The sequence below is a fragment of the Caballeronia sp. NCF2 genome, assembly GCF_023631205.1.
Lineage (GTDB): Bacteria > Pseudomonadota > Gammaproteobacteria > Burkholderiales > Burkholderiaceae > Caballeronia > Caballeronia zhejiangensis.
The window spans coordinates 27,699-46,415 of the sequence record NZ_JALQDN010000094.1; the positions used below are offsets into that span (position 1 = coordinate 27,699).

Consider the following 18,717-nt stretch of genomic DNA (forward strand, 5'->3'; position numbering starts at 1 on the left):
CGGATGTGAATAATGATGTGAACGGAAGTGCAGTTTAGCAGCGTTCGTCGCGGGTAAGCTACGTTCCACGTTGCAGCCGCCGGGTTGCAATACCTGCCAAGACCCTGGAGACATTGCCGTGAGAATCGTCGAAATCCGCGAGAAGACCGTACCGATCAGTTCACCCATCCGTAACGCCTACATCGACTTCAGCAAGATGACGTTGAGCGTGGTTGCCGTCATCACCGATGTCATGCGCGATGGCGAGCCGGTCGTCGGCTACGGCTTCAACTCGAACGGCCGCTACGGCCAGGGCACGCTGATGCGCGAGCGCTTCATTCCGCGCATCCTCGAAGCCGATCCCGCTTCGCTCATGAACGACGCAGGCGACAATCTCGACCCGCACAAGATCTGGGCGACGATGTTCACGAACGAGAAGCCGGGCGGTCATGGCGAACGCTCGGTCGCCATCGGCACGATCGACATGGCGATCTGGGACGCGGTCGCGAAAATCGAGGGCAAGCCGCTATTTCAACTGCTCGCCGACCGCTATGGCGACGGTGAGCCGGACCGCAGGATTTTCGTGTACGCGGCGGGCGGTTACTACTATCCGGGCCAAGATCACGAAACGCTCAAGGACGAGATGCGCAGCTACATCGATCGGGGTTATACGGTCGTGAAGAAGAAGATCGGCGGAGCATCGCTCGATGAAGACCTGCGCCGTATCGACTCCATCCTGAGCGTGCTGCAGGACGGCCAAAAGCTCGCAGTCGATGCAAACGGCCGCTTCGACCTCGACACGGCCATTCGCTATGCGAAGGCGCTCTCGCAATACGACCTCTTCTGGTACGAAGAGCCGGGCGACCCGCTCGACTTCGAACTGCAAGCCACGCTGCGCAACTACTATGCCAATCCGATGGCCACGGGCGAAGACCTGTTCTCGATGCAGGACGCTCGCAATCTCATCCGTTACGGCGGCATGCGTGCCGACCGCGACTGGCTTCAGTTCGACTGCGCGCTAAGTTACGGTCTCGTCGAATATCTGCGCACGCTCGACATGCTGCGCGAGCACGGCTGGTCTCCGAGCCGATGCATCCCGCACGGCGGCCATCAGATGTCGCTGAACATCGCGGCGGGCTTGGGTCTCGGCGGCAACGAGTCGTATCCGGACCTGTTCCAGCCATACGGCGGCTTCCCCGACGGCGTCAAGGTCGAGAACGGCTACATCACGATGCCGGACCTGCCGGGCATCGGCTTCGAAGGCAAGTCCGATCTCATCGTCGAGATGAAGAAGCTGCTTACCTGAGCGGCAATGCGCTGCGCGCGCCGTCTACCGACTCAGCCTTCTTCCTGACCGACTGCCTTCGACACTTCCGCGGGCGTCTGAAATTGCTGATCCGGCAACGCATCGAGCGCGGACATCACGTCTTCGCTTGCGCCGTTGCTGCGCGCGGTTTCGACGAGCGTCTGCTTGTCGGCGGGATAGTCGACGCCCTTCAAGGCTTTCTGCATGTCGATGAACACGCTGTTGGAACCGCCGGAGGATGAGTTGCTTGCCATGATTCGCTCCCTTGATCGATGAATCATGGCCTTCGACAGCAGCCGTTGTGCCTGTCCAGCGCGGGGCACGGCATCGCAATTGCTGACATATGCCGCGAATCGACCATTTACTCAGGAGGCTTCCATGAAGGCACATTCGGCTCTCGTTACACTCGTCGCGGCAGGTTTCATCGGCGCGGCGCCTATCACCGTGCTGGCACAGACGCAGGCAGCGAGCACCACCCAGGCCAACGACCTGCCGGCGGTGGACAAGGCTTTCGTACAGGCCGCCAGCGAATCGAGCTCGACCGAGATCGACACGGCCAAGCTGGCGACCAGCCAGTCGCAGGACAAGGACGTGAAAAGCTTCGCGCATCACATGATGATCGACCATACGAAGCTGACGATGCAGCTGAAGATGGCGGCGCCGCATGGCGTCGAAGTGCCGAAGGACAATTCGGACACGACGGTTATCGATGCGCTCAAGCCGCTCAAGGGCAAGGAATTCGACACCATGTACATTCAGAAGGTCGGCGTCGAAGGGCATCAGAAGGCCGTCGCCGCTTTCCAGAAGGAAGCGCAGGAAGGCCAGAACGCCGACCTCAAGAAGGCGGCGCAGAAGGCGCTGCCGACCATCCAGAAGCACCTGAAGATGGCGCAGGATCTCGCCGCGAAGAAGGGCGTGCAATAAGCCCGGCTGACGGTTTCGGAGCACCGAAGCCGAAGCGATGGACGAAGCCCCGCGCGGAACCACGCGGGGCTGCTTTTTCTTGCGGGCTCGCTGGCGCGTCTACGAGGCAGCGCGGGTTCGCCGGATTCATCAGACCGAACGGGTAACGCATGTCAGATACACGAACCGGATCCCTGCTCTCGCGCCGCGCGATAGCCGGCGGCGCGGCTGTCGCGTCGATCGGTCTTGCCGCATGGACGGCCATGCGAGCGCGGCGCGCGGAACGCGACTTTCCGCCCACGGGCCAATTCATCGATGTCGATGGCGTGCGCCTCCACTACCTCGACGAAGGAGAAGGCCCGGTCGTCGTCCTGCTGCATGGCAATCTGGTCGCGTCGCAAGACTTCGTGGCGAGCGGATTGTTCGAGCGGCTTGCCCGGCGTCACCGCGTAATCGCCTTCGATCGTCCCGGCTTCGGGCACAGCGAGCGGCCGCGCGCGCGCATCTGGACGCCGCAGGCTCAGGCCACGTCGATCCAGCTTGCGCTTAAAAGGCTGGGACTGACGCAAGCGGTGGTCGTCGGTCATTCGCTCGGCAGTCTCGTCGCAGCGGCGATGGCGCTCGAACCACGTCTGGACATTCGCGGGCTCACGCTGATCTCGGGTTACTACTATCCCACTGCGCGCGCGGACGTTGCGATCAGCGCGCCCGCGGCCATGCCGATCGTCGGCGATGTGCTGCGCTACACCGTGTCGCCGATCGTCGCTCGCATGATGTACGGCCGCACGGTGCAGGCCATGTTCGCGCCGCGCGCCGTACCCGATGCCTTTCACGGCCATGTACCGCGCGAACTGGTCTTGCGCCCGTCGCAGATGCGCGCGACGGCAGAGGACGCCGCTTGCATGATTCCGGCCGCGGCATCGATGTCCGGGCGATACGGCGAGATCGACGTGCCGGTTCGCATTTTTGCCGGCAGCGACGACGCAATCGTCGATACGGACTCGCAGTCGGGCCGTCTTTACAAGGACATCGCACAAAGCGCGCTTTCGATCATGCCGGGCCTCGGGCACATGGTGCATTACGACGACGCGGGCCGCATCGGCGACGCCATCGAGACGATGGCGCTCGAATAGCCGCGACTGCGCATCCAGAACCGTTAGGCAAGCTGATCAAGATTGCACGGCACGCGAATTGCGCGGAGAGAAGCGGGCGCCGGTCGAGCCGGCGCGTCCCATCAACCCGATCCCGAAGCGGAGGCATCATGGCATCGAAAACGTTGCAGGACCTTTTCATTCATGCACTTTCCGACGTGTACAGCGCCGAGAAGCAACTGACGAGAGCGCTGCCGAAGCTCGCACGGGCGACGACCAACGGGCAACTGAAGCAGGCGTTCGAGACGCATCTGGAGGAAACGAACGGGCAGATCGAGCGCATCGATCAGGTGGTCGAACTCTTCGGCGTCAAGTTGAAGCGCATCAAATGTGCGGCGATGGAAGGTCTCGTCGAGGAAGCGCAGGACGAAATCGAAACCTTCGAGCAGGGCCCGATCCGCGACGCCGCGTTGATCGCCGCCGCGCAAAAGGTCGAGCACTACGAGATCGCGACCTACGGCACGCTGGCGACGCTCGCGAAGCAACTCGGCAACGAGGACGCGATGAAACTCTTGCTCGATACCTTGCAGGAAGAGAAGGCCACGGACGAGAAACTGACCCAGCTCGCGAAGACGCAACTCGCCGAGGAAGTGCAGCAGAAGGGCTGAAATTCGTTCACTCTGGAGATGAAGATGGCAGGCGACAATTCATACAAGCCGGGCGAGATCGTGAAGGTCTCGGGTATCTACTCGGTGGTCCACGATGACGGCAAGGACACGTTCGAAGTGACCTGCGTGGAAGGCGAGCACTTTCCGCCTACCCGGAGCGGAAAAGGCGCGCACTTCGAGCTGAAGTACGGCGCCACGCATGCTCACAAGCATGGAAATCTCAAAGGAACGGAAGCCCGGTCCTGATCGACGCCTTGCCGTAAGCGCGACATCGACGCACGCCGACAGGGTTCGGCGTGCGTCGTTTTCTTTGCGGCTGTCACACGACATGCCGGGCTCCCGCAGTGGCATACGAACTGCTAACAGCATCGCAACAGACCAGAACCTTTCGGAAGGCCGAATCATGGACATTCCCCGTCAGGCCGTGTCATTCCTCACCTCGCGCGGACTCATGCTCGCGACAGCCGAATCGTGTACCGGCGGATTCATCGCCTCGCTGGTGTCGTCGGTGCCCGGCAGCGGAAGCTGTCTCGACGTGGGCTTCGTCACGTACTCGCCGACTGGCAAGGCGGGCTTCCTCGGCGTGCGCGAGGACACCATGCAGCAGCATGGGCTGACGAGCGAAGCCGTCGCGCGCGAGATGTCGGAGGGCGCGCTGCGGCAGGAAGCATGTTGCGCGCAGATCGCGGTATCGAATACGGGCGTCGCCGATGCGGTGCCCGACGGACCGCCATCGGGTACGCAGTGCTTCGCGTGGTCGTATCGTGCGCGCGATGGCACCATCGTCACCTTCAGCGAGACGAAGAAATTCGAAGGCGAACGCAACGATGTCCGGCGCGAAGCGGCGCTTTATGCGCTATCGCGCATCGAACACTACTTCGATCAGCAGCACGCACAGCGAGTCAGGGAGAAACGATGAACGAGCAAGCTACCGATTGGCGCAGCTGGCAGGCAGCCGTGATTCGCGAACTGGGTGTCGCGAGCGATTTCGACATCGAAGCCGAGCGCGAGCGGCGCATCGACTTTCTTTGCAGCTATCTCTCATCGCAGGGACTTCGCACTTACGTACTGGGGATCAGCGGCGGCGTGGATTCGTCGACGGCGGGGCGCCTCGCGCAACTGAGCGTCGAACGTCTTCGCGCGAGCGGTTATGACGCGCACTTCGTCGCGCTGAGACTGCCCTATGGCACGCAGCGCGATGAGGAAGACGCCCGGCTCGCGCTCGATTTCATACGTCCGGACGAAACGCTGACCGTCAACGTCAAGGGCCCATCCGACGCCATGCTCGCGGCGCTCAAAGAGGGTGGCGCGCAGTACACGGACGACTTCCAGGAAGACTTCGTGCTCGGCAACATCAAGGCGCGCGAGCGCATGATCGCGCAGTACGCCGTTGCGGGCGCGCGGGTGGGCGTCGTCATCGGCACCGATCACGCGGCCGAATCGCTGATGGGATTCTTCACGAAGTTCGGCGACGGCGGCGCGGACGTGCTGCCCTTGTCGGGTCTGAACAAGCGCCGCGTGCGTGCGCTTGCGCGTTCGATGGGCGCGGCGGATCGCCTCGTGATGAAAGTGCCGACAGCCGATCTCGAATCGCTTACGCCGCAACGCCCCGACGAGGATAGCTATGGCGTGAGCTATGAAGACATCGACAACTTTCTGGAGGGCAAGGAAGTCAGCGAAGAAGTGCTGCTGACCATTCGCCGCTTCTATACGGCGACGCGCCACAAGCGCGCGCTGCCGGTCGAAGTGCCGCGCGAAGACCGCTCTGCTTGAGGCATGGCGTGCGTGTTCATCACCTCAACTGCATATCGAGTTGTCCGCTCGGCGGCAAGATCTTCGATGGCCGCACGCCCGGCCTTCTGCGCCGGGGCGAACTGACGTGCCATTGCCTGCTCGTCGAAACGGGCGAAGGGCTCGTTCTGATCGATACAGGCTTCGGATTGCGCGATGTCGCCGATCCGCGCAGCCGCCTGTCGGCGTTCTTCCTGCTGATGCTCAAGCCGGACTTTCGCGAGGAGATGACCGCGCTACGCCAGATCGAACGTCTGGGCTTTTCGGCCAGCGACGTGCGGCATATCGTGCTCAGTCATCTCGACTTCGATCACGCGGGCGGCCTCGATGATTTCCCGCACGCGAAGGTGCATATGCTGCGCATCGAGCGCGACTATGCGGTGCGTCAGCAGACGTGGCTCGATCGGCAGCGCTTCAGACCTCAACAATGGTCGACGCAGCCGAACTGGCAACTTCACGACGCCACCGCCGGCGACCGCTGGCATGGCTTCGAATGCGTGCGGCCGCTCTCGGATTCGTTGGACGGTATCGCACTCGTGCCGCTCAGAGGACACACCTTCGGTCATGCGGGCATCGCGGTACGCAAGGAAAACGGTTGGCTGCTGCTGGCGGCCGACGCGTATTTCTTTCATACGGAGATGGATCTCGAACATCCGCGCTGTACACCGGGACTGGCGTTCTATCAATGGATGATGGAAAAGGACCGCGCGGCGCGGCTAAGGAATCAGGCGAGGCTGCGTGAGCTGTGCGCCAGCGTCGGTTCGCGCGGCAAGCTCGACGTGTTTTGCAGCCACGACCCGATCGAATTCGAGCGCATGGCCGGACGATCGGCGGGCATTCCGGCCGACGCTTTCATACGGCCCGCGCGCTCGTGGGCGTAACGCGGCATGTCGCATGCTCTCCCGGTTTGGTCCAACCATAACCGGCGAGATCATCATGCGAGTACAGCTCAAACCACTCAGCGAACAAGTGATCGTCATCACGGGGGCGACGAGCGGTATCGGTCTCGTCACCGCGAGAATGGCGGCGAAGCGCGGCGCGCGCCTCATGCTCGTGGCGCGCGACGAAGCGGCGCTCAAGGCGCTGTCGGACGAGTTATCGCACGGTGACACCCAGCGAGCGGCTTACGCCGTTGCGGACGTGGGCGACGCGGCACAGTTGCAGGCCGCAGCCGATGCGGCCATCGCGCGATTCGGGCGCTTCGATACATGGATCAACAATGCGGGCGTATCGCTCTATGGCCGATGTACCGACGTCCCGCTCGAAGACCAGCGCAAGCTCTTCGATACGAATTTCTGGGGCATCGTGAACGGCTCGCTCAGTGCGTTGAAGCATCTGCGCGAGCATGGCGGCGCTTTGATCAATCTCGGCAGTGAACTGTCGGATGTCGCCATTCCGCTGCAAGGGGCATATGTCGCGTCGAAACATGCGGTGAAGGGCTATACCGATGCGTTGCGCATCGAGCTGGAAAACGATCGTGCGCCGGTGTCCGTCACGCTCATCAAGCCTGCGGGAATCGACACGCTCTTCGTCGAGCACGCGCGAAACTATCTCACGCACGAGCCGAAGCTGCCGCAACCGGTCTATGCGCCCGAGGTGGTCGCTAAAGCGATATTGCATTGCGCCGAGGTGCCCGAGCGCGATGTCCATGTCGGTGGGGCGTCGCGCGCGATGGCGTCGTTCGGCCAGCGCGCACCGCGACTGTATGACAGGCTGGTCAGTCTCGTCGGCGTGAAGGCGCAACTCACGCGGCAGCCTCATGGCGAAGGCGACGCGTTGTATGCAGGGGCGGGCAGTCTGCGCGAACGGTCGGGCCGCAACGGCAAGGTGCGCGAGCGAAGCCTTTACACCGATGCGCGCATCGATCCGCCCGGCATGCGCGGCGTGGCGATGGGCGTCGCCGCCTTGCTGCTGCTCGACGCCGGCCGCCGCTATCTTCGGGCGACGCGCAAACCGAGGTTCGAGTAAGCGCGTCGTCGAGTCATCTTCGAGATCAGCGAGAGGACGGCGATGCGCCGGCGGGCTCGCCTCCCGGCAATTCGTTGCCGCCCATGCCAGGCTCGGTCGCCAGTTGCTGCTGCGCGATGATCCAGAACTCGTCCGAGCGGCCTTCAGGGCCGCCCGCTTCTTCCCAAAGCCGATAAGCGAGTGCCCGAATCTGTTCTTCGCTAGCCGGGACGTCCATGATGCTTTCCTCCTTTTCAGCGAACGAGCGATGCTCAGCGCGCGGCGAGCATGCCCACGACCACGCCGACCAGCGCGGCCATCGTGATCGCCTTCCACGGATTCTCGTGCACGAAGTCGTCGGTCGTATCGGCGGCGGCGCGGTACTTTCGGGTCATCGCGTCTTGCATGTCGGCGAACCGGGCCTTCGCATCGGAGCGCAGATTGCTCGTCGACGTTGCATCGTTGCCTGCATCCCATGACTTCGATGCTTCGCGAAAGCTGCTGTGGTCTCCATTCGAGGATGTCATGTTGTCGCTCGTCGGGAATTCATAGGCGCTGTCGGCTCTTTCGGTCTTGATAGCGTTGACGGGTTCGAGCGCGCGGTCGTTGTCAGCCATGCTTGCCTCCACTGGAAATCGTTTGAATGCGATGAAGTCGCGGTGCGCGTCGAGAGACGCGCATGTGCGTGGCGCAATCGGCGTGCCGTCCTGACGAAACGAAAGTCCCGCGTGTATGGCATATCCGTTGCTCCATGATTCGCCGACTTTCATCGCTAATGGAGCGTACAAATGTTTCCTGTTCTGATGCAGCCTTTCTTCTCCGTCGCACGCACGAATCTCGAGACGGGCTTGCGCGCCGCTTCCAGTTTTGCGGTCGGTTTCCGGCAACTCGGAGAACTGAACGAAAAGACGATGCAATCCGCGCTCGCCGATGTGCGCGTTCAGTGGGGCGCGTCGCAGGCCAGCGAAGCGCAGCCTGCATTACCGGTCGCGTTCCTGTCGTACGCAAGCGATCTGCTGTCGATCATCGCCGCGACAGCCGCCGATGTCATCGATGCAATAGGCGCCACGTCATCGCAGCCGGACCCGGGCGCGCCGAAACTCGTGCTCGCGGAATCGATCGAGCCGCCGGCATCGGTGAGCGCATCGGGCGAGACCGCAATCGTCGACGCGACCGGCGCGGTCGTGGCCCACGTCCCCAAGTAAAGCAAACGACAGGCACGACGACTGCTGCGTTGCCGGCAACGCATCCTTTTTCCATCGAATGAACACATCCTCCTCGCCGCCGCCCGCGCGGCATCGTTCGCCTTCGTCCGTGCCGAAGTGGATCACGATCGTCTTTCTCGTTCTGTCGGGGCTTTACATGGCCATCGGCGGCGGATGGCTGATCGCGGTGGGCGGCTCGCCATACTACGTGGTCGCCGGCGTGGCGATGCTCGTGATCGCGTGGCTCGTCTGGCGCGCCAACGGCCTCGCGCTGTGGCTCTACGCGGCGCTGTTGCTCGGCACGCTGATATGGGCGATCGTCGAGTCGGGCTTCGACTTCTGGGCGCTCGCGCCGCGTCTCGATGTGCTTGTCATCGTCGGCATATGGATGGTGCTGCCATTCGTGCTGCGCATCTTTACGTGGCCCCGGCAGTCCGGCGCACTCGCGCTCGGTGCGACCATCGTGCTGTCGGGCATCGCGCTCGCATATGCGGTGTTCAACGATCCGCAGGAGCTGGACGGCACGGTGCGCGCGGCGCCGTCGGCTGCCGCCACTGCGCCCGCGCAGCAAGATGGCGACTGGCGCGCTTACGGCAATACGCAGACCGGCACGCGCTATTCGCAACTCGCGCAGATCAACGCGGGCAACGCGCACGAACTGAAGGAAGCCTGGCGCTTTCGCACGGGCGACATGAAAGGCCCGAACGATCCGGTCGAGATCACCGATGAAGTGACGCCGCTCGCCATCGACGGCACGCTCTTCTTCTGCACGCCGCATCAGAACGCGATCGCGCTCGATGGCGCCACGGGCAAGGAGAAATGGCGCTTCGATCCGAAGCTCAAGCCCGATCCGAGTTTCCAGCACGTGACTTGCCGCGGCGTGTCGTACTACGAGACGCCCGCCGCCGAGCAGGCGCGCGCCGCCGGCAACACGACGAATCTGCCGATGTGCGCGCGCCGCATCGTGTTGCCCGTCAACGATGGGCGTCTCTTCGAACTCGACGCCGCGAGCGGGAAGCCGTGCCCCGAGTTCGCGACGAACGGCTTGCTGGATCTTCAGCATCTGCAGCCGGTCAAGACGCCCGGCCAGTACGAGCCGACGTCGCCGCCGATCGTCACGTCGAAAGTGATCGTCGTCGCGGGCGCGGTCACGGACAACTACGGCACGCGCGAGCCGTCGGGCGTGATCCGTGGTTTCGACGTGAACACCGGCAAGCTGCTGTGGGCCTTCGATCCCGGCGCGCACGACCCGAACGCGATCCCCGACGATCAGCATAGCTACACGCAGAACTCGCCGAACTCGTGGGCGCCCGCTGCCTACGATGCGAAGCTCGATCTCGTCTATCTGCCGATGGGCGTGACGACCCCCGATATCTGGGGCGGCAACCGCACGCCCGATCAGGAGCGCTATGCGAGCGGGCTGCTCGCGCTCAACGCATCGACGGGCAAGCTGGCGTGGTTCTATCAGACCGTGCATCACGATCTCTGGGACATGGACCTGCCCGCGCAGCCGACCATCGCGGATATCAGGGATCAGAGCGGCAACATCGTTCCGGCGATCTACGCACCGGCTAAGACCGGCAACATCTTCGTGCTCGACCGTCGCACCGGTAAGCCGATCGTGCCCGCGCCCGAGCAGCCGGTCCCGCAAGGCGCGGCGAAGGGCGATCGCCTCTCGCCGACGCAACCGTTCTCGCAGCTCACTTTCCGACCCGCAAAGAACCTGACCGACGCGGACATGTGGGGCGCGACGATGTACGACCAGCTCATGTGCCGCGTGATCTTTCATCGGCTGAAGTACGAAGGGCCGTTCACGCCGCCGTCCGAGCAGGGCACGCTCGTGTTCCCCGGCAATCTCGGCATGTTCGAATGGGGCGGGCTCGCCGTCGATACGGACCGACGCATCGCAATCGCCAATCCGATCGCGCTGCCGTTCGTCTCGAAGCTCGTGCCGCGCGGCCCCGGCAATCCGATCGATCCGCCGCAAGCGGGCCAGGCGGGCACCGGCACCGAAGTCGGCATTCAGCCGCAATACGGCGTGCCGTATGGCGTGGAGCTCAATCCTTTCCTGTCTCCGCTGCGTCTGCCTTGCAAGCAACCCGCGTGGGGTTATGTCGCCGCGCTCGATCTCGACACGAACAAGGTGATCTGGAAGAAACGCATCGGCACGACGCGCGATGCATCGCCGATTCCGGTTCCGTTCCGCATGGGTATGCCGATGCTGGGCGGACCGATGACGACCGCCGGGCACGTCTTCTTCATCGGCGCGACGCAGGACGATTACCTGCGCGCCTTCAGCACCGACACCGGTGAAAAGCTCTGGGAAGCGCGTTTGCCCGCCGGCGGCCAAGCCACCCCGATGACCTACGAAGCGAACGGCAAGCAGTACGTGCTGATCGCGGCGGGCGGTCACGGCTCGTTTCTGACGAAGCTCGGCGATTACGTGATCGCGTATGCGCTGCCGGACAAGCATTGACCGCGACTCGTCCCGCCTGATCGATCGATTCGGGCGGGACGGCGGAGCCCGGCTAGTCGCTTTGCTCGTCGAGGTTCTTGCTCGATGAATTCGATCCTTCCGTGTCCGGTTTCGACGACTGGTCTTTTCCGGACTCGGTTCTCGATACGTCCAGTTCATCGAGCTTTTTGTCGATTTTTTCCTTGTCGCCGCGGTCCAGCGCTTCGCGAGCCGCGCGGTCTTTTTCGCGCTCGTCCTCTGCATTGGCTGCGTTGTTTTCCGGCTGGTTCATGCTTTCGTCTCGGTGGTCGATATCAGGGATGGGATCGTGCGGACGCGTCATCGCGTATTGAGCCGCACGAAAGCGTCGATCCAGTCGCGGGCCCAGATCCTTGCGTACGCGATCGCGTCTTCGCGCGTGTCGAATCCGGCAAGATCGCCGCTCATGAAGATCTGGCCCTCGCTTCCGTTTTCCGCGGGCATGGTGATTCGCGCGTGGGCCATGAACTCGCCGTCTGCCCGGCGCGGGGTGGGATCGATGTCGAAAGTAAGGGAAGTGGGGCCCATGGCGTTGCTCCGGCTGACATCTGATCGGACGCGGCGACGTCGCGCTTCCTTACATCAGCATTGATCGGGCCTGGCAGGATCGGCTTCGGTACGCTCGCGCCTCACGACGCCGATCACCAGCGCAGCAGCCTGGGCCCGAGCCAAGCGCCGATGCCCGCGGGCAGCATCATGCCGATTGCGTACCACACGCTCCAGAACGCCGGGCTCATCTCCGGGCAATGCAGGCAATAGGCGACGGTGGCGATCGCGCTCGCGAGCAGACCGGCGACCGCGCCCACGAGGCGAAGGGGTGTGGGCGCGAGACTCTTCATCGCCCAGAACACGGCGGGAAAAGTCGGGACCGACAGCAGCAGAATGTTGAACGGACACGTACGCCACGACTGGCCGAGCACGATGGGCAGACGTTCGGCCGGCGCGGCGCCCTCGAGCACCAGCCAGCCCGCGAGCCAGACCGCGACGAACGGCACGCCGACGAGCGCCCACGCATAACCCGCACGAACGCCCGGACGCCCGAGCCGCGTCACGGCGATGAACGCGCCGATCGCCACCACGAACGGATACGCCATCTTGGCCCAGAACACCGGCGTGCGCGCGATGTTCGCGAGATCCGGCCGCACGCCGTAGACGATGGCCATCAGGATCACCGAGCCGAGCGCGCCCAGCAGCAGCGCCCTGGCGAAGCGCCGCGCCACCGCGCCGCGGTCGATGCGCGTCACCTGATTCGCGAGCAGCCCGATGAGGTCGTCGGTTTTCATCGCAACCCCCGAAGCCGTGCGGCGAGCGCCTTGAGCCCACGATGCACGCCGACCTTGACCGCCGATTCCGACAGCCCCGTGATGCGCGCGGTTTCCATCACCGACAAGCCTTCGAGTTTCATATGCACGATCGGCAGGCGCTGCTTGTCCGGTAAGTCCTCCAGCAATTTGCCTATGTCGCGCCGCGCTTGCGCGGGTTCGTCGTCGGAGACGGCGAGCAAGTCGGCATAGTCGTCGATGGGATCGTTCAGGGATTCGCGGCGTGCGCGGGAGCGGAAATAGTCCATCAGCTTGTAGCGCGCGATTGCGTGCAGCCACGCGGTCAGCGGTTCGTCGGTGCGATAGGTGTGACGCGCATTATGCACGGCGAGCAGAATGTCCTGGACGAGATCTTCGACATCGTCGCGATGCTGCGGAATGCGTCTGCGCAGATAGCCGCGCAAGTGCCGCGTAAGCGCCTGCAGAAAATCGCGGTATGCGTTCGGGTCGCCATCGAGTCCGGCGATGAAAAGCACTCTCAGGCGGTTTTCCGCTTCTTGCAAGATGGTTCCCGTATTGGCGAGACGGCCGGACGGCGATTCATACACGGCGCCTGACGTGCGCGTACGGGGCGCGGACGCGTCGTGTGTCAGATCGGGCGCTTCAGAATAGACGAAGCCGTGGTGCGCCGCAATAGCGCTCACGAGGGTCGAAAAGGCGCCGTCGCGGTCCATCTTTTTCATTGCGCAAGCGTGTTGAAAGCCGTGCGTATCCGCATGACGAACTCCTTGCATGTCTTGTGAGCTAATTCGTCTTTGCGTGCCGATTGGTTACACGACGGGAAACAGAAAAAGAAAAACCCGTCTGTAACCGAACGCGGACTCGCGACGAATTCACCCGTATCCGACGCTTCATCACGGGGACCGACATGCAAACGACACTCACGCAGACGCGCGAAACCGCGCAACGCATTCCGCCCATTCATCTGCTCTGGCTGCGCATCACGCATTGGCTCAACGCGTTCGCCGCGCTGATCTTGATGCTTTCGGGCTGGCGCATCTACGACGCTTCGCCGGTGTTTCCAGGCATCGTCATTCCGACGTCGATCACGCTCGGCGGATGGCTCGGCGGGGCATTGCAATGGCATTTCGCCGCGATGTGGCTGCTGGTCTTCAACGGCATCGTGTATCTCGCGCTCAATCTCGCGAGCGGCCGCTTTCTTGCAAAGTTCTTTCCGCTCTCGCCGCGCGCCGTCCTGCACGATCTGATCGCGGCGCTCACCGGCAAGCTTTCGCACGCGGACCTTCGTCAATACAACGCGGTGCAGAAGCTCGCTTATCTCTTCGTCGTGATCGATCTGATCCTGCTCGTCCTGTCCGGTCTCGCGATCTGGAAGTCGGTGCAGTTTCCCTTGCTGCGCGAAATGATGGGCGGCTATGACCGCGCACGCGTCGTGCATTTCTGCGCGATGGCGTTGATGGCTGCGTTCGTGGTCGTGCATGTCGCGATGGTCGCGCTCGTGCCGCGTTCGCTGCTCACCATGCTGCGCGGCCGCTGATCGGGAGACTCGCGATGAACACGAACGACAGAAAGATCATGAAGCTCGACCGCGCCTCGATACTCGCGGACGCGCGCCGCGAACTCGACATGCCTTCGCGGCGTCTCTTCGGCAAGCGCATGCTGACGCTCGGCGGCCTGTCGCTGTTGACCGGCTGCTCCATCACCGATGAAGACTCGGTCAACACGTTCCTGACCGCCGTCTCGCGCCTGAACGATCGCGCGCAGGCGCTGCTCTTCGACCCGAAGCGTCTCGCGCCCACTTATACCGAAGCGCAGCTCACGCGACCGTTTCCGTTCAACGCGTATTACGGCATCGACGACGTGCCGCATGTCGATGGCGGCGACTATCGGCTGAAGGTGAGCGGCCTCGTCACGGGCAAGCGTGTGTGGACCTTGCCCGAGCTGTATGCGCTGCCTCACGCGGAGCAGATCACGCGGCACATCTGCGTCGAAGGCTGGAGCGCGATAGGGCGATGGGGCGGCACGCCGTTCTCCGAGTTTCTGCGTCGCGTGGGCGCGGACACGACCGCGAAATACGTCGGCTTTCGCTGCGCGGACGACTACTACGAAAGCATCGACATGCCGACCGCGCTGCATCCGCAGACCTTGCTCACGTTCGAATACGACGGCGAGCGTCTGCCCGCGAAATACGGTTATCCGATGAAGCTGCGCATGCCGACCAAGCTCGGCTACAAGAACCCGAAGCACATCGTCGAGATGTTCGTCACCAATACGTATCCGGGCGGCTACTGGGTCGACCAGGGCTACAACTGGTTCGGCGGTTCCTGATCGCCGCACCGCATTTTTTGCTTTTCAACCCACGAAGGAGATGCACCATGAAGCGACTGATGACCGCAGTGTTTGCAACCATGATGGCGCTCGGCGCTTCGTCCGCGTTCGCGCAGGCGAGCGGCGCGATGTCCAACGACGCCATGTCTCACGATGCCATGAGCAAAAACAGCATGTCTCACGACTCGATGAGCAAGGACGCGATGTCGCACGACTCGATGAAGAAGAGCGACAAGATGAAGAAGAACAACGCGATGGGCATGGACCATCCGGCTTCGGGCGCGATGTCGCAGTAAAAGCGAAGGCCGGGTGCGCGCCCGGCCTTGCTTACCCGTGATTAATCGGCGAGGAATTCCTTGATCGCCGCCGCAATCTGCGCCGCGTGCGTTTCGAGCGCGAAGTGGCCCGTATCGAAGAAGCGCACGTCCGCGTTCGGGATGTCGCGCTTGAATGCTTCCGCGCCCGGCGGCAGGAAGAACGGATCGTTCTTGCCCCACACGGCGAGAAACTTCGGCCGATGCTCGCGGAAATACGCCTGAAACGCCGGATAAAGCGCGACGTTGTTGCGATAGTCGGCGAACAGATCGAGCTGCACTTCGTGCGCGCCGGGACGGTTCAGGTAGTAGTCGTCGAGCGAGTAACCATCGGGCGAAACCGCCGACGCATCGGGCACGCCGTGCGTGTATTGCCACTTCGTCGTGTCCTTCGTGAGCATCGCGCGCAACGCATCGCGATTCGTCTGCGTCGGCGTCTGCCAATACGCACGGATCGGACTCCAGCCGTCGCTCAGTCCTTCCTCATAGGCATTGCCGTTCTGCGAAACGATCGCCGCGATGCGTTCCGGATGCTTCAGCGCGAGGCGGAAACCGGTCGGCGCACCGTAATCGAAGACGTAGACCGCATAGCGATCGAAGCCGACCCGTTCCGTGAAGCGGCCGATCACGCCGGCGATGTTATCGAACGTGTATGCGAAGCTGTCGCGGCTCGGCATGTCGGAGAGGCCGAAACCGGGAAGATCGGGCGCGACGATATGAAAGCGGTCGGCCAGGAGCGGAATCAGGTCGCGAAACATGTGGCTGGAACTGGGAAAGCCATGCAGCAAGAGCAGCTTCGGCGCGTCTGCCGGACCGGCTTCGCGATAGAACACGTTGAAACCGTCGACGTCGATATGGCGATGAGCAATGGTGGACATGTTGTTTCTCCGCGAGTGAGGGCGTTCGTTCGTGTAACCGTTAAACGTCTGCGATGAAGGTTACTTATCGACTAGGTAACTTGTCAAGTGCGTTTTTAGCGGTTACGATGAAGTCATCGTAGAAACACCGCTGGACCGAAGAAATGGAATACCGCTTACTTCCCGCATTCTTCGTGGCTGACGCGCCCGGCCTCGACTTTCTCAACTCGGTTGCCACGCCGGTCGATGAACCCGTCGACTGGCTCGCCGACGGCGAAGGCTTTTTGTCATGGCTCGAACAGGCGAGCCTCGTGCCCGCCGACGTGCTTGCGCACATGCGTTCGCAAATCGCACCCGCCGAACTGGACGACGTTGCGGCGAAGGCGCGCGGCTTGCGCGAATGGTTCAGATCGTTCGTGCAGAAGAACAAGGGGCGGCCGCTCGCGGCTAAAGACCTGCGCGAACTGGAAGCGCTGAACACCGTGCTGAAGCGCGATGAACAACACGGCGCGATCGTCGCGGATGCGAGCGCTTCGAGCGGGCTTGCATTCGCGATGCAGCGCCGCTATCCGACGGCCGAGTCGCTGCTGATGCCGATTGTCGAGGCGCTCGCGAAACTCGTCTGCGAAGAGGATTTCACCTACGTCAAAGCGTGCGAAGGTCCGACATGCACGCTGCTATTCGCCGATCACACGCGCGGTCACGCTCGCCGCTGGTGCAGCATGGCCAGTTGCGGGAACCGCGCGAAAGTCGCCGCGCATCGCGCGCGGCTCAGGGAAGGAAAGGGCGGTTGAGTTCTAATGGCGTGACGCGAGATCGAAAGTCCGGCCCCTGCTCGAGGTTACCGGACGCCGGGACAAGGTCGCGCACTCATTGTTCGCCGCAGGTCTGGAGCTCTGGTGTGGCGTGCGACGGTTCACTGGATCGGCGGCACCACGCCGAGCTTTTCGGCCAGCATTCTCTCGTAGACTCCGAAGTGCAGATCGACCTCTTCCTGCGTGACCACCGTCACGGAAATATTGATCTTCGTGGGCTGCAGGCCGAGGACCGTCGCGATCGCCACCTCCAGTTGCGGCGCACATAACCGGTCGTCGGCGAACGTGGTGCCGACGGCAATCTCGTAAGCAGATTCCTGCTGGAAGACGACTTCAACGAGCCGCGCACGCGCGCTCATGTTGCTGTCGATAGCCAGCCGGATGACCTCGACCGCCGTACGCATCGTCTCGGTCGGAAAACCCCTTGTCGAGCGCAGCCGGATTCGGTGCCGGCCCAGGGTCAGCCAATCGTATTCGAATTCCATGATGTCCTCGCATGGTCCGTCGGGAGCGTCGTGAAGATAGGGTGCGGGCATTCCAATTCAAGAGCGGAAAGTCGCAAAAATCCCCTTGAAATTTCCGCTCGGGATCCTATCTTGAATTCCGCTCAGGCAGTCGCGCCAGCAGTCCGGCGCGCTGCGTGTTTCGATTTGTTTGCCCGCAGCATGGCAGACGAACTGGAGCGCGTAGGCCGGTTCGTCTTCCTGCTGGTTTCAAGGAGGAAATGACCATGAGCGATCTCTACTTCGGGACCGACCTTTTCAGCGAGTTCGACCGTCTGCAACAGCAGATGGCGAGCCTCTTCGGCGGTTTCCCCTCCAGCATCCGTTCCGGGCGCTCGGGCGCCTTCCCGCAGGTCAACATCGGTTCGACCGACGACTCGATCGAGATCGTCGCGTTCGCGCCGGGTGTCGATCCGGCCAGCCTCGATGTATCGATCGACAAGGGGCTGCTGACCATCAGCGGCGAGCGCGGGAGCGCACAGCCGGAAGCCGGCGACGACACGCGTACCTATGCGCAGGAGCGGTTCGTCGGCGCTTTCCGGCGCGTCATCGAACTGCCGCAGCACGCGGACCCGGACAAGGTCACTGCGCAGTACACCAATGGCTGCCTGACCGTGAGCATCGGCAAGCGGGAGACGTCGAAGCCGCGCGCCATCACGGTTCAATGAAACGCGTCGCAGAACGTAGGAGGACATCATGAACGACACGACCAAACTTGCCAGGAAAGACGACACGACGGTGGCTCGGCGCGACGACGAGCAGTCGCCACGCCGGATCACGCTGGCGCCGCCCGTCGACGTCTTCGAGGATAGCCAGGGCGTCACTCTGTGGGCGGATCTGCCCGGCGTGACGAAGGACCGGCTCGATGTGAAGGTCCACGACGGCAACCTGTACATCGAGGCCGAGGCGGTGGTGCCCACGCCGGCAGGACTGCGCCTGCAGCATGCGGAGATCCGCCAGCCTCATTTCGCGCGGGCGTTCTCGCTGGGGGCTGACTTCGACGCATCGAAAATCGATGCGAACCTGAAGAACGGCGTGCTGAAGCTGACGATACCGCGCCGCGACGAAGCCCGGCCGCGCCGAATCGAAGTGCGTACGAACTGAGGCCGGCGGGCGGGCAGCAACGACAGGAGAACGTGGGTGGCGGCCGTCTGCCGCCACCCTCCGACTGCGCAGACCCGGATGCGCACCGTCATCAAGGAGCGCTCGCGCGGACATACACGCGATTGCCGG

General features: G+C 63.0%; 26 protein-coding genes. 17 read left to right on the forward strand and 9 right to left on the reverse strand.

Annotated features, from left to right (window positions below; genetic code table 11):
- The first annotated feature begins 118 nt into the window (after positions 1-118).
- Positions 119-1,285 (forward strand): mandelate racemase/muconate lactonizing enzyme family protein, encoded by a 1,167-nt coding sequence (locus tag NCS02_RS33980; RefSeq protein WP_008345702.1) that lies wholly within the window; start codon positions 119-121, stop codon positions 1,283-1,285.
- A 32-nt stretch (positions 1,286-1,317) separates the two neighbouring features.
- Here NCS02_RS33980 and NCS02_RS33985 read toward each other — a convergent pair whose 3' ends face one another.
- A complete protein-coding gene (locus tag NCS02_RS33985; RefSeq protein ID WP_008345700.1) occupies positions 1,318-1,539 on the reverse strand; it encodes a DUF2795 domain-containing protein in 222 nt (73 codons plus the stop codon).
- A gap of 124 nt (positions 1,540-1,663) precedes the next feature.
- Here NCS02_RS33985 and NCS02_RS33990 point away from each other — a divergent pair, with 124 nt between their 5' ends.
- The 8 genes from NCS02_RS33990 (at position 1,664) to NCS02_RS34025 (ending at position 7,706) form a co-directional block, all read left to right on the forward strand.
- Positions 1,664-2,209, forward strand: a complete 546-nt coding sequence (locus tag NCS02_RS33990) for a DUF4142 domain-containing protein (RefSeq protein WP_008345698.1) — start codon at positions 1,664-1,666, stop codon at positions 2,207-2,209.
- Between the two features lie 149 nt (positions 2,210-2,358).
- Positions 2,359-3,321, forward strand: coding sequence for an alpha/beta fold hydrolase (locus tag NCS02_RS33995; RefSeq protein ID WP_008345696.1), 963 nt, complete (start codon positions 2,359-2,361; stop codon positions 3,319-3,321).
- A 128-nt stretch (positions 3,322-3,449) separates the two neighbouring features.
- Positions 3,450-3,947: a YciE/YciF ferroxidase family protein gene (locus NCS02_RS34000; RefSeq protein WP_008345694.1), complete on the forward strand. Its 498-nt coding sequence runs from the start codon at positions 3,450-3,452 to the stop codon at positions 3,945-3,947.
- 24 nt (positions 3,948-3,971) lie between these two features.
- On the forward strand, positions 3,972-4,193 hold the full coding sequence (locus NCS02_RS34005; protein ID WP_008345692.1) for a hypothetical protein: 222 nt from the start codon (positions 3,972-3,974) through the stop codon (positions 4,191-4,193).
- A gap of 157 nt (positions 4,194-4,350) precedes the next feature.
- Positions 4,351-4,866: a CinA family protein gene (locus NCS02_RS34010; RefSeq protein WP_008345691.1), complete on the forward strand. Its 516-nt coding sequence runs from the start codon at positions 4,351-4,353 to the stop codon at positions 4,864-4,866.
- Positions 4,863-5,720 (forward strand): NAD(+) synthase, encoded by an 858-nt coding sequence (gene nadE, locus NCS02_RS34015; protein ID WP_250520531.1) that lies wholly within the window; start codon positions 4,863-4,865, stop codon positions 5,718-5,720. The genes NCS02_RS34010 and nadE overlap by 4 nt, the downstream gene beginning before the upstream one ends.
- Before the next feature lie 8 nt (positions 5,721-5,728).
- Positions 5,729-6,619: an MBL fold metallo-hydrolase gene (locus NCS02_RS34020; RefSeq protein WP_250520532.1), complete on the forward strand. Its 891-nt coding sequence runs from the start codon at positions 5,729-5,731 to the stop codon at positions 6,617-6,619.
- 55 nt (positions 6,620-6,674) lie between these two features.
- Complete coding sequence (locus tag NCS02_RS34025) at positions 6,675-7,706, forward strand: SDR family oxidoreductase (protein WP_250523635.1); 1,032 nt, start codon at positions 6,675-6,677, stop codon at positions 7,704-7,706.
- A 25-nt stretch (positions 7,707-7,731) separates the two neighbouring features.
- Here NCS02_RS34025 and NCS02_RS34030 read toward each other — a convergent pair whose 3' ends face one another.
- The gene (locus tag NCS02_RS34030) at positions 7,732-7,923 is read right to left on the reverse strand and encodes a DUF2934 domain-containing protein (protein ID WP_008345682.1); all 192 of its coding nucleotides are present in this window, start codon (positions 7,921-7,923) and stop codon (positions 7,732-7,734) included.
- A 34-nt stretch (positions 7,924-7,957) separates the two neighbouring features.
- Entirely contained in the window at positions 7,958-8,302 is a 345-nt protein-coding gene (locus NCS02_RS34035; RefSeq protein WP_061164684.1) for an ElaB/YgaM/YqjD family protein, read from the reverse strand.
- Positions 8,303-8,473: 171 nt separating this feature from the next.
- On the opposite strand from NCS02_RS34035, the gene NCS02_RS34040 reads away from it, so the two are divergent.
- Complete coding sequence (locus tag NCS02_RS34040) at positions 8,474-8,890, forward strand: hypothetical protein (RefSeq protein WP_250520534.1); 417 nt, start codon at positions 8,474-8,476, stop codon at positions 8,888-8,890.
- A gap of 58 nt (positions 8,891-8,948) precedes the next feature.
- Positions 8,949-11,366 carry a glucose/quinate/shikimate family membrane-bound PQQ-dependent dehydrogenase gene (locus NCS02_RS34045; protein WP_250520535.1) on the forward strand — a complete coding sequence of 806 codons (2,418 nt, stop codon included), beginning with the start codon at positions 8,949-8,951 and terminating at the stop codon, positions 11,364-11,366.
- Positions 11,367-11,418: 52 nt separating this feature from the next.
- Here NCS02_RS34045 and NCS02_RS34050 read toward each other — a convergent pair whose 3' ends face one another.
- The 4 genes from NCS02_RS34050 to NCS02_RS34065 all read right to left on the reverse strand — a co-directional run bounded on the left by NCS02_RS34050 (position 11,419) and on the right by NCS02_RS34065 (position 13,209).
- Positions 11,419-11,688 carry a hypothetical protein gene (locus NCS02_RS34050; RefSeq protein WP_250442214.1) on the reverse strand — a complete coding sequence of 90 codons (270 nt, stop codon included), beginning with the start codon at positions 11,686-11,688 and terminating at the stop codon, positions 11,419-11,421.
- Complete coding sequence (locus NCS02_RS34055) at positions 11,685-11,912, reverse strand: hypothetical protein (RefSeq protein WP_008345673.1); 228 nt, start codon at positions 11,910-11,912, stop codon at positions 11,685-11,687. The genes NCS02_RS34050 and NCS02_RS34055 overlap by 4 nt, the downstream gene beginning before the upstream one ends.
- Positions 11,913-12,025: 113 nt before the next feature.
- Entirely contained in the window at positions 12,026-12,667 is a 642-nt protein-coding gene (locus NCS02_RS34060; protein ID WP_250523636.1) for a DUF1109 domain-containing protein, read from the reverse strand.
- Positions 12,664-13,209 carry a sigma-70 family RNA polymerase sigma factor gene (locus NCS02_RS34065; RefSeq protein ID WP_033535687.1) on the reverse strand — a complete coding sequence of 182 codons (546 nt, stop codon included), beginning with the start codon at positions 13,207-13,209 and terminating at the stop codon, positions 12,664-12,666. Before NCS02_RS34065 ends, NCS02_RS34060 begins: the two co-directional genes overlap by 4 nt.
- Positions 13,210-13,574: 365 nt before the next feature.
- On the opposite strand from NCS02_RS34065, the gene NCS02_RS34070 reads away from it, so the two are divergent.
- The 3 genes from NCS02_RS34070 to NCS02_RS34080 are packed head-to-tail and all read left to right on the forward strand — an operon-like array spanning position 13,575 to position 15,291.
- Positions 13,575-14,204, forward strand: coding sequence for a cytochrome b/b6 domain-containing protein (locus tag NCS02_RS34070; RefSeq protein ID WP_250523637.1), 630 nt, complete (start codon positions 13,575-13,577; stop codon positions 14,202-14,204).
- 14 nt (positions 14,205-14,218) lie between these two features.
- Entirely contained in the window at positions 14,219-14,995 is a 777-nt protein-coding gene (locus NCS02_RS34075; RefSeq protein WP_175982154.1) for a molybdopterin-dependent oxidoreductase, read from the forward strand.
- A 47-nt stretch (positions 14,996-15,042) separates the two neighbouring features.
- Positions 15,043-15,291 (forward strand): pentapeptide MXKDX repeat protein, encoded by a 249-nt coding sequence (locus tag NCS02_RS34080; RefSeq protein WP_008345665.1) that lies wholly within the window; start codon positions 15,043-15,045, stop codon positions 15,289-15,291.
- 41 nt (positions 15,292-15,332) lie between these two features.
- Here NCS02_RS34080 and NCS02_RS34085 read toward each other — a convergent pair whose 3' ends face one another.
- Positions 15,333-16,187, reverse strand: coding sequence for an alpha/beta fold hydrolase (locus NCS02_RS34085; RefSeq protein ID WP_250458451.1), 855 nt, complete (start codon positions 16,185-16,187; stop codon positions 15,333-15,335).
- A gap of 143 nt (positions 16,188-16,330) precedes the next feature.
- Here NCS02_RS34085 and NCS02_RS34090 point away from each other — a divergent pair, with 143 nt between their 5' ends.
- On the forward strand, positions 16,331-16,960 hold the full coding sequence (locus tag NCS02_RS34090) for a CGNR zinc finger domain-containing protein (protein WP_250520537.1): 630 nt from the start codon (positions 16,331-16,333) through the stop codon (positions 16,958-16,960).
- A 122-nt stretch (positions 16,961-17,082) separates the two neighbouring features.
- On the opposite strand, the gene NCS02_RS34095 is transcribed toward NCS02_RS34090, so the two are convergent.
- On the reverse strand, positions 17,083-17,466 hold the full coding sequence (locus NCS02_RS34095; protein WP_033535688.1) for a hypothetical protein: 384 nt from the start codon (positions 17,464-17,466) through the stop codon (positions 17,083-17,085).
- 245 nt (positions 17,467-17,711) lie between these two features.
- Between NCS02_RS34095 and NCS02_RS34100 the strand changes: the two genes are divergently transcribed.
- Both NCS02_RS34100 and NCS02_RS34105 read left to right on the forward strand, forming a co-directional pair.
- On the forward strand, positions 17,712-18,152 hold the full coding sequence (locus NCS02_RS34100; RefSeq protein ID WP_008345658.1) for an Hsp20/alpha crystallin family protein: 441 nt from the start codon (positions 17,712-17,714) through the stop codon (positions 18,150-18,152).
- Positions 18,153-18,180: 28 nt separating this feature from the next.
- Positions 18,181-18,588 (forward strand): Hsp20/alpha crystallin family protein, encoded by a 408-nt coding sequence (locus NCS02_RS34105; RefSeq protein WP_008345656.1) that lies wholly within the window; start codon positions 18,181-18,183, stop codon positions 18,586-18,588.
- The last annotated feature ends 129 nt before the right edge of the window (positions 18,589-18,717 follow it).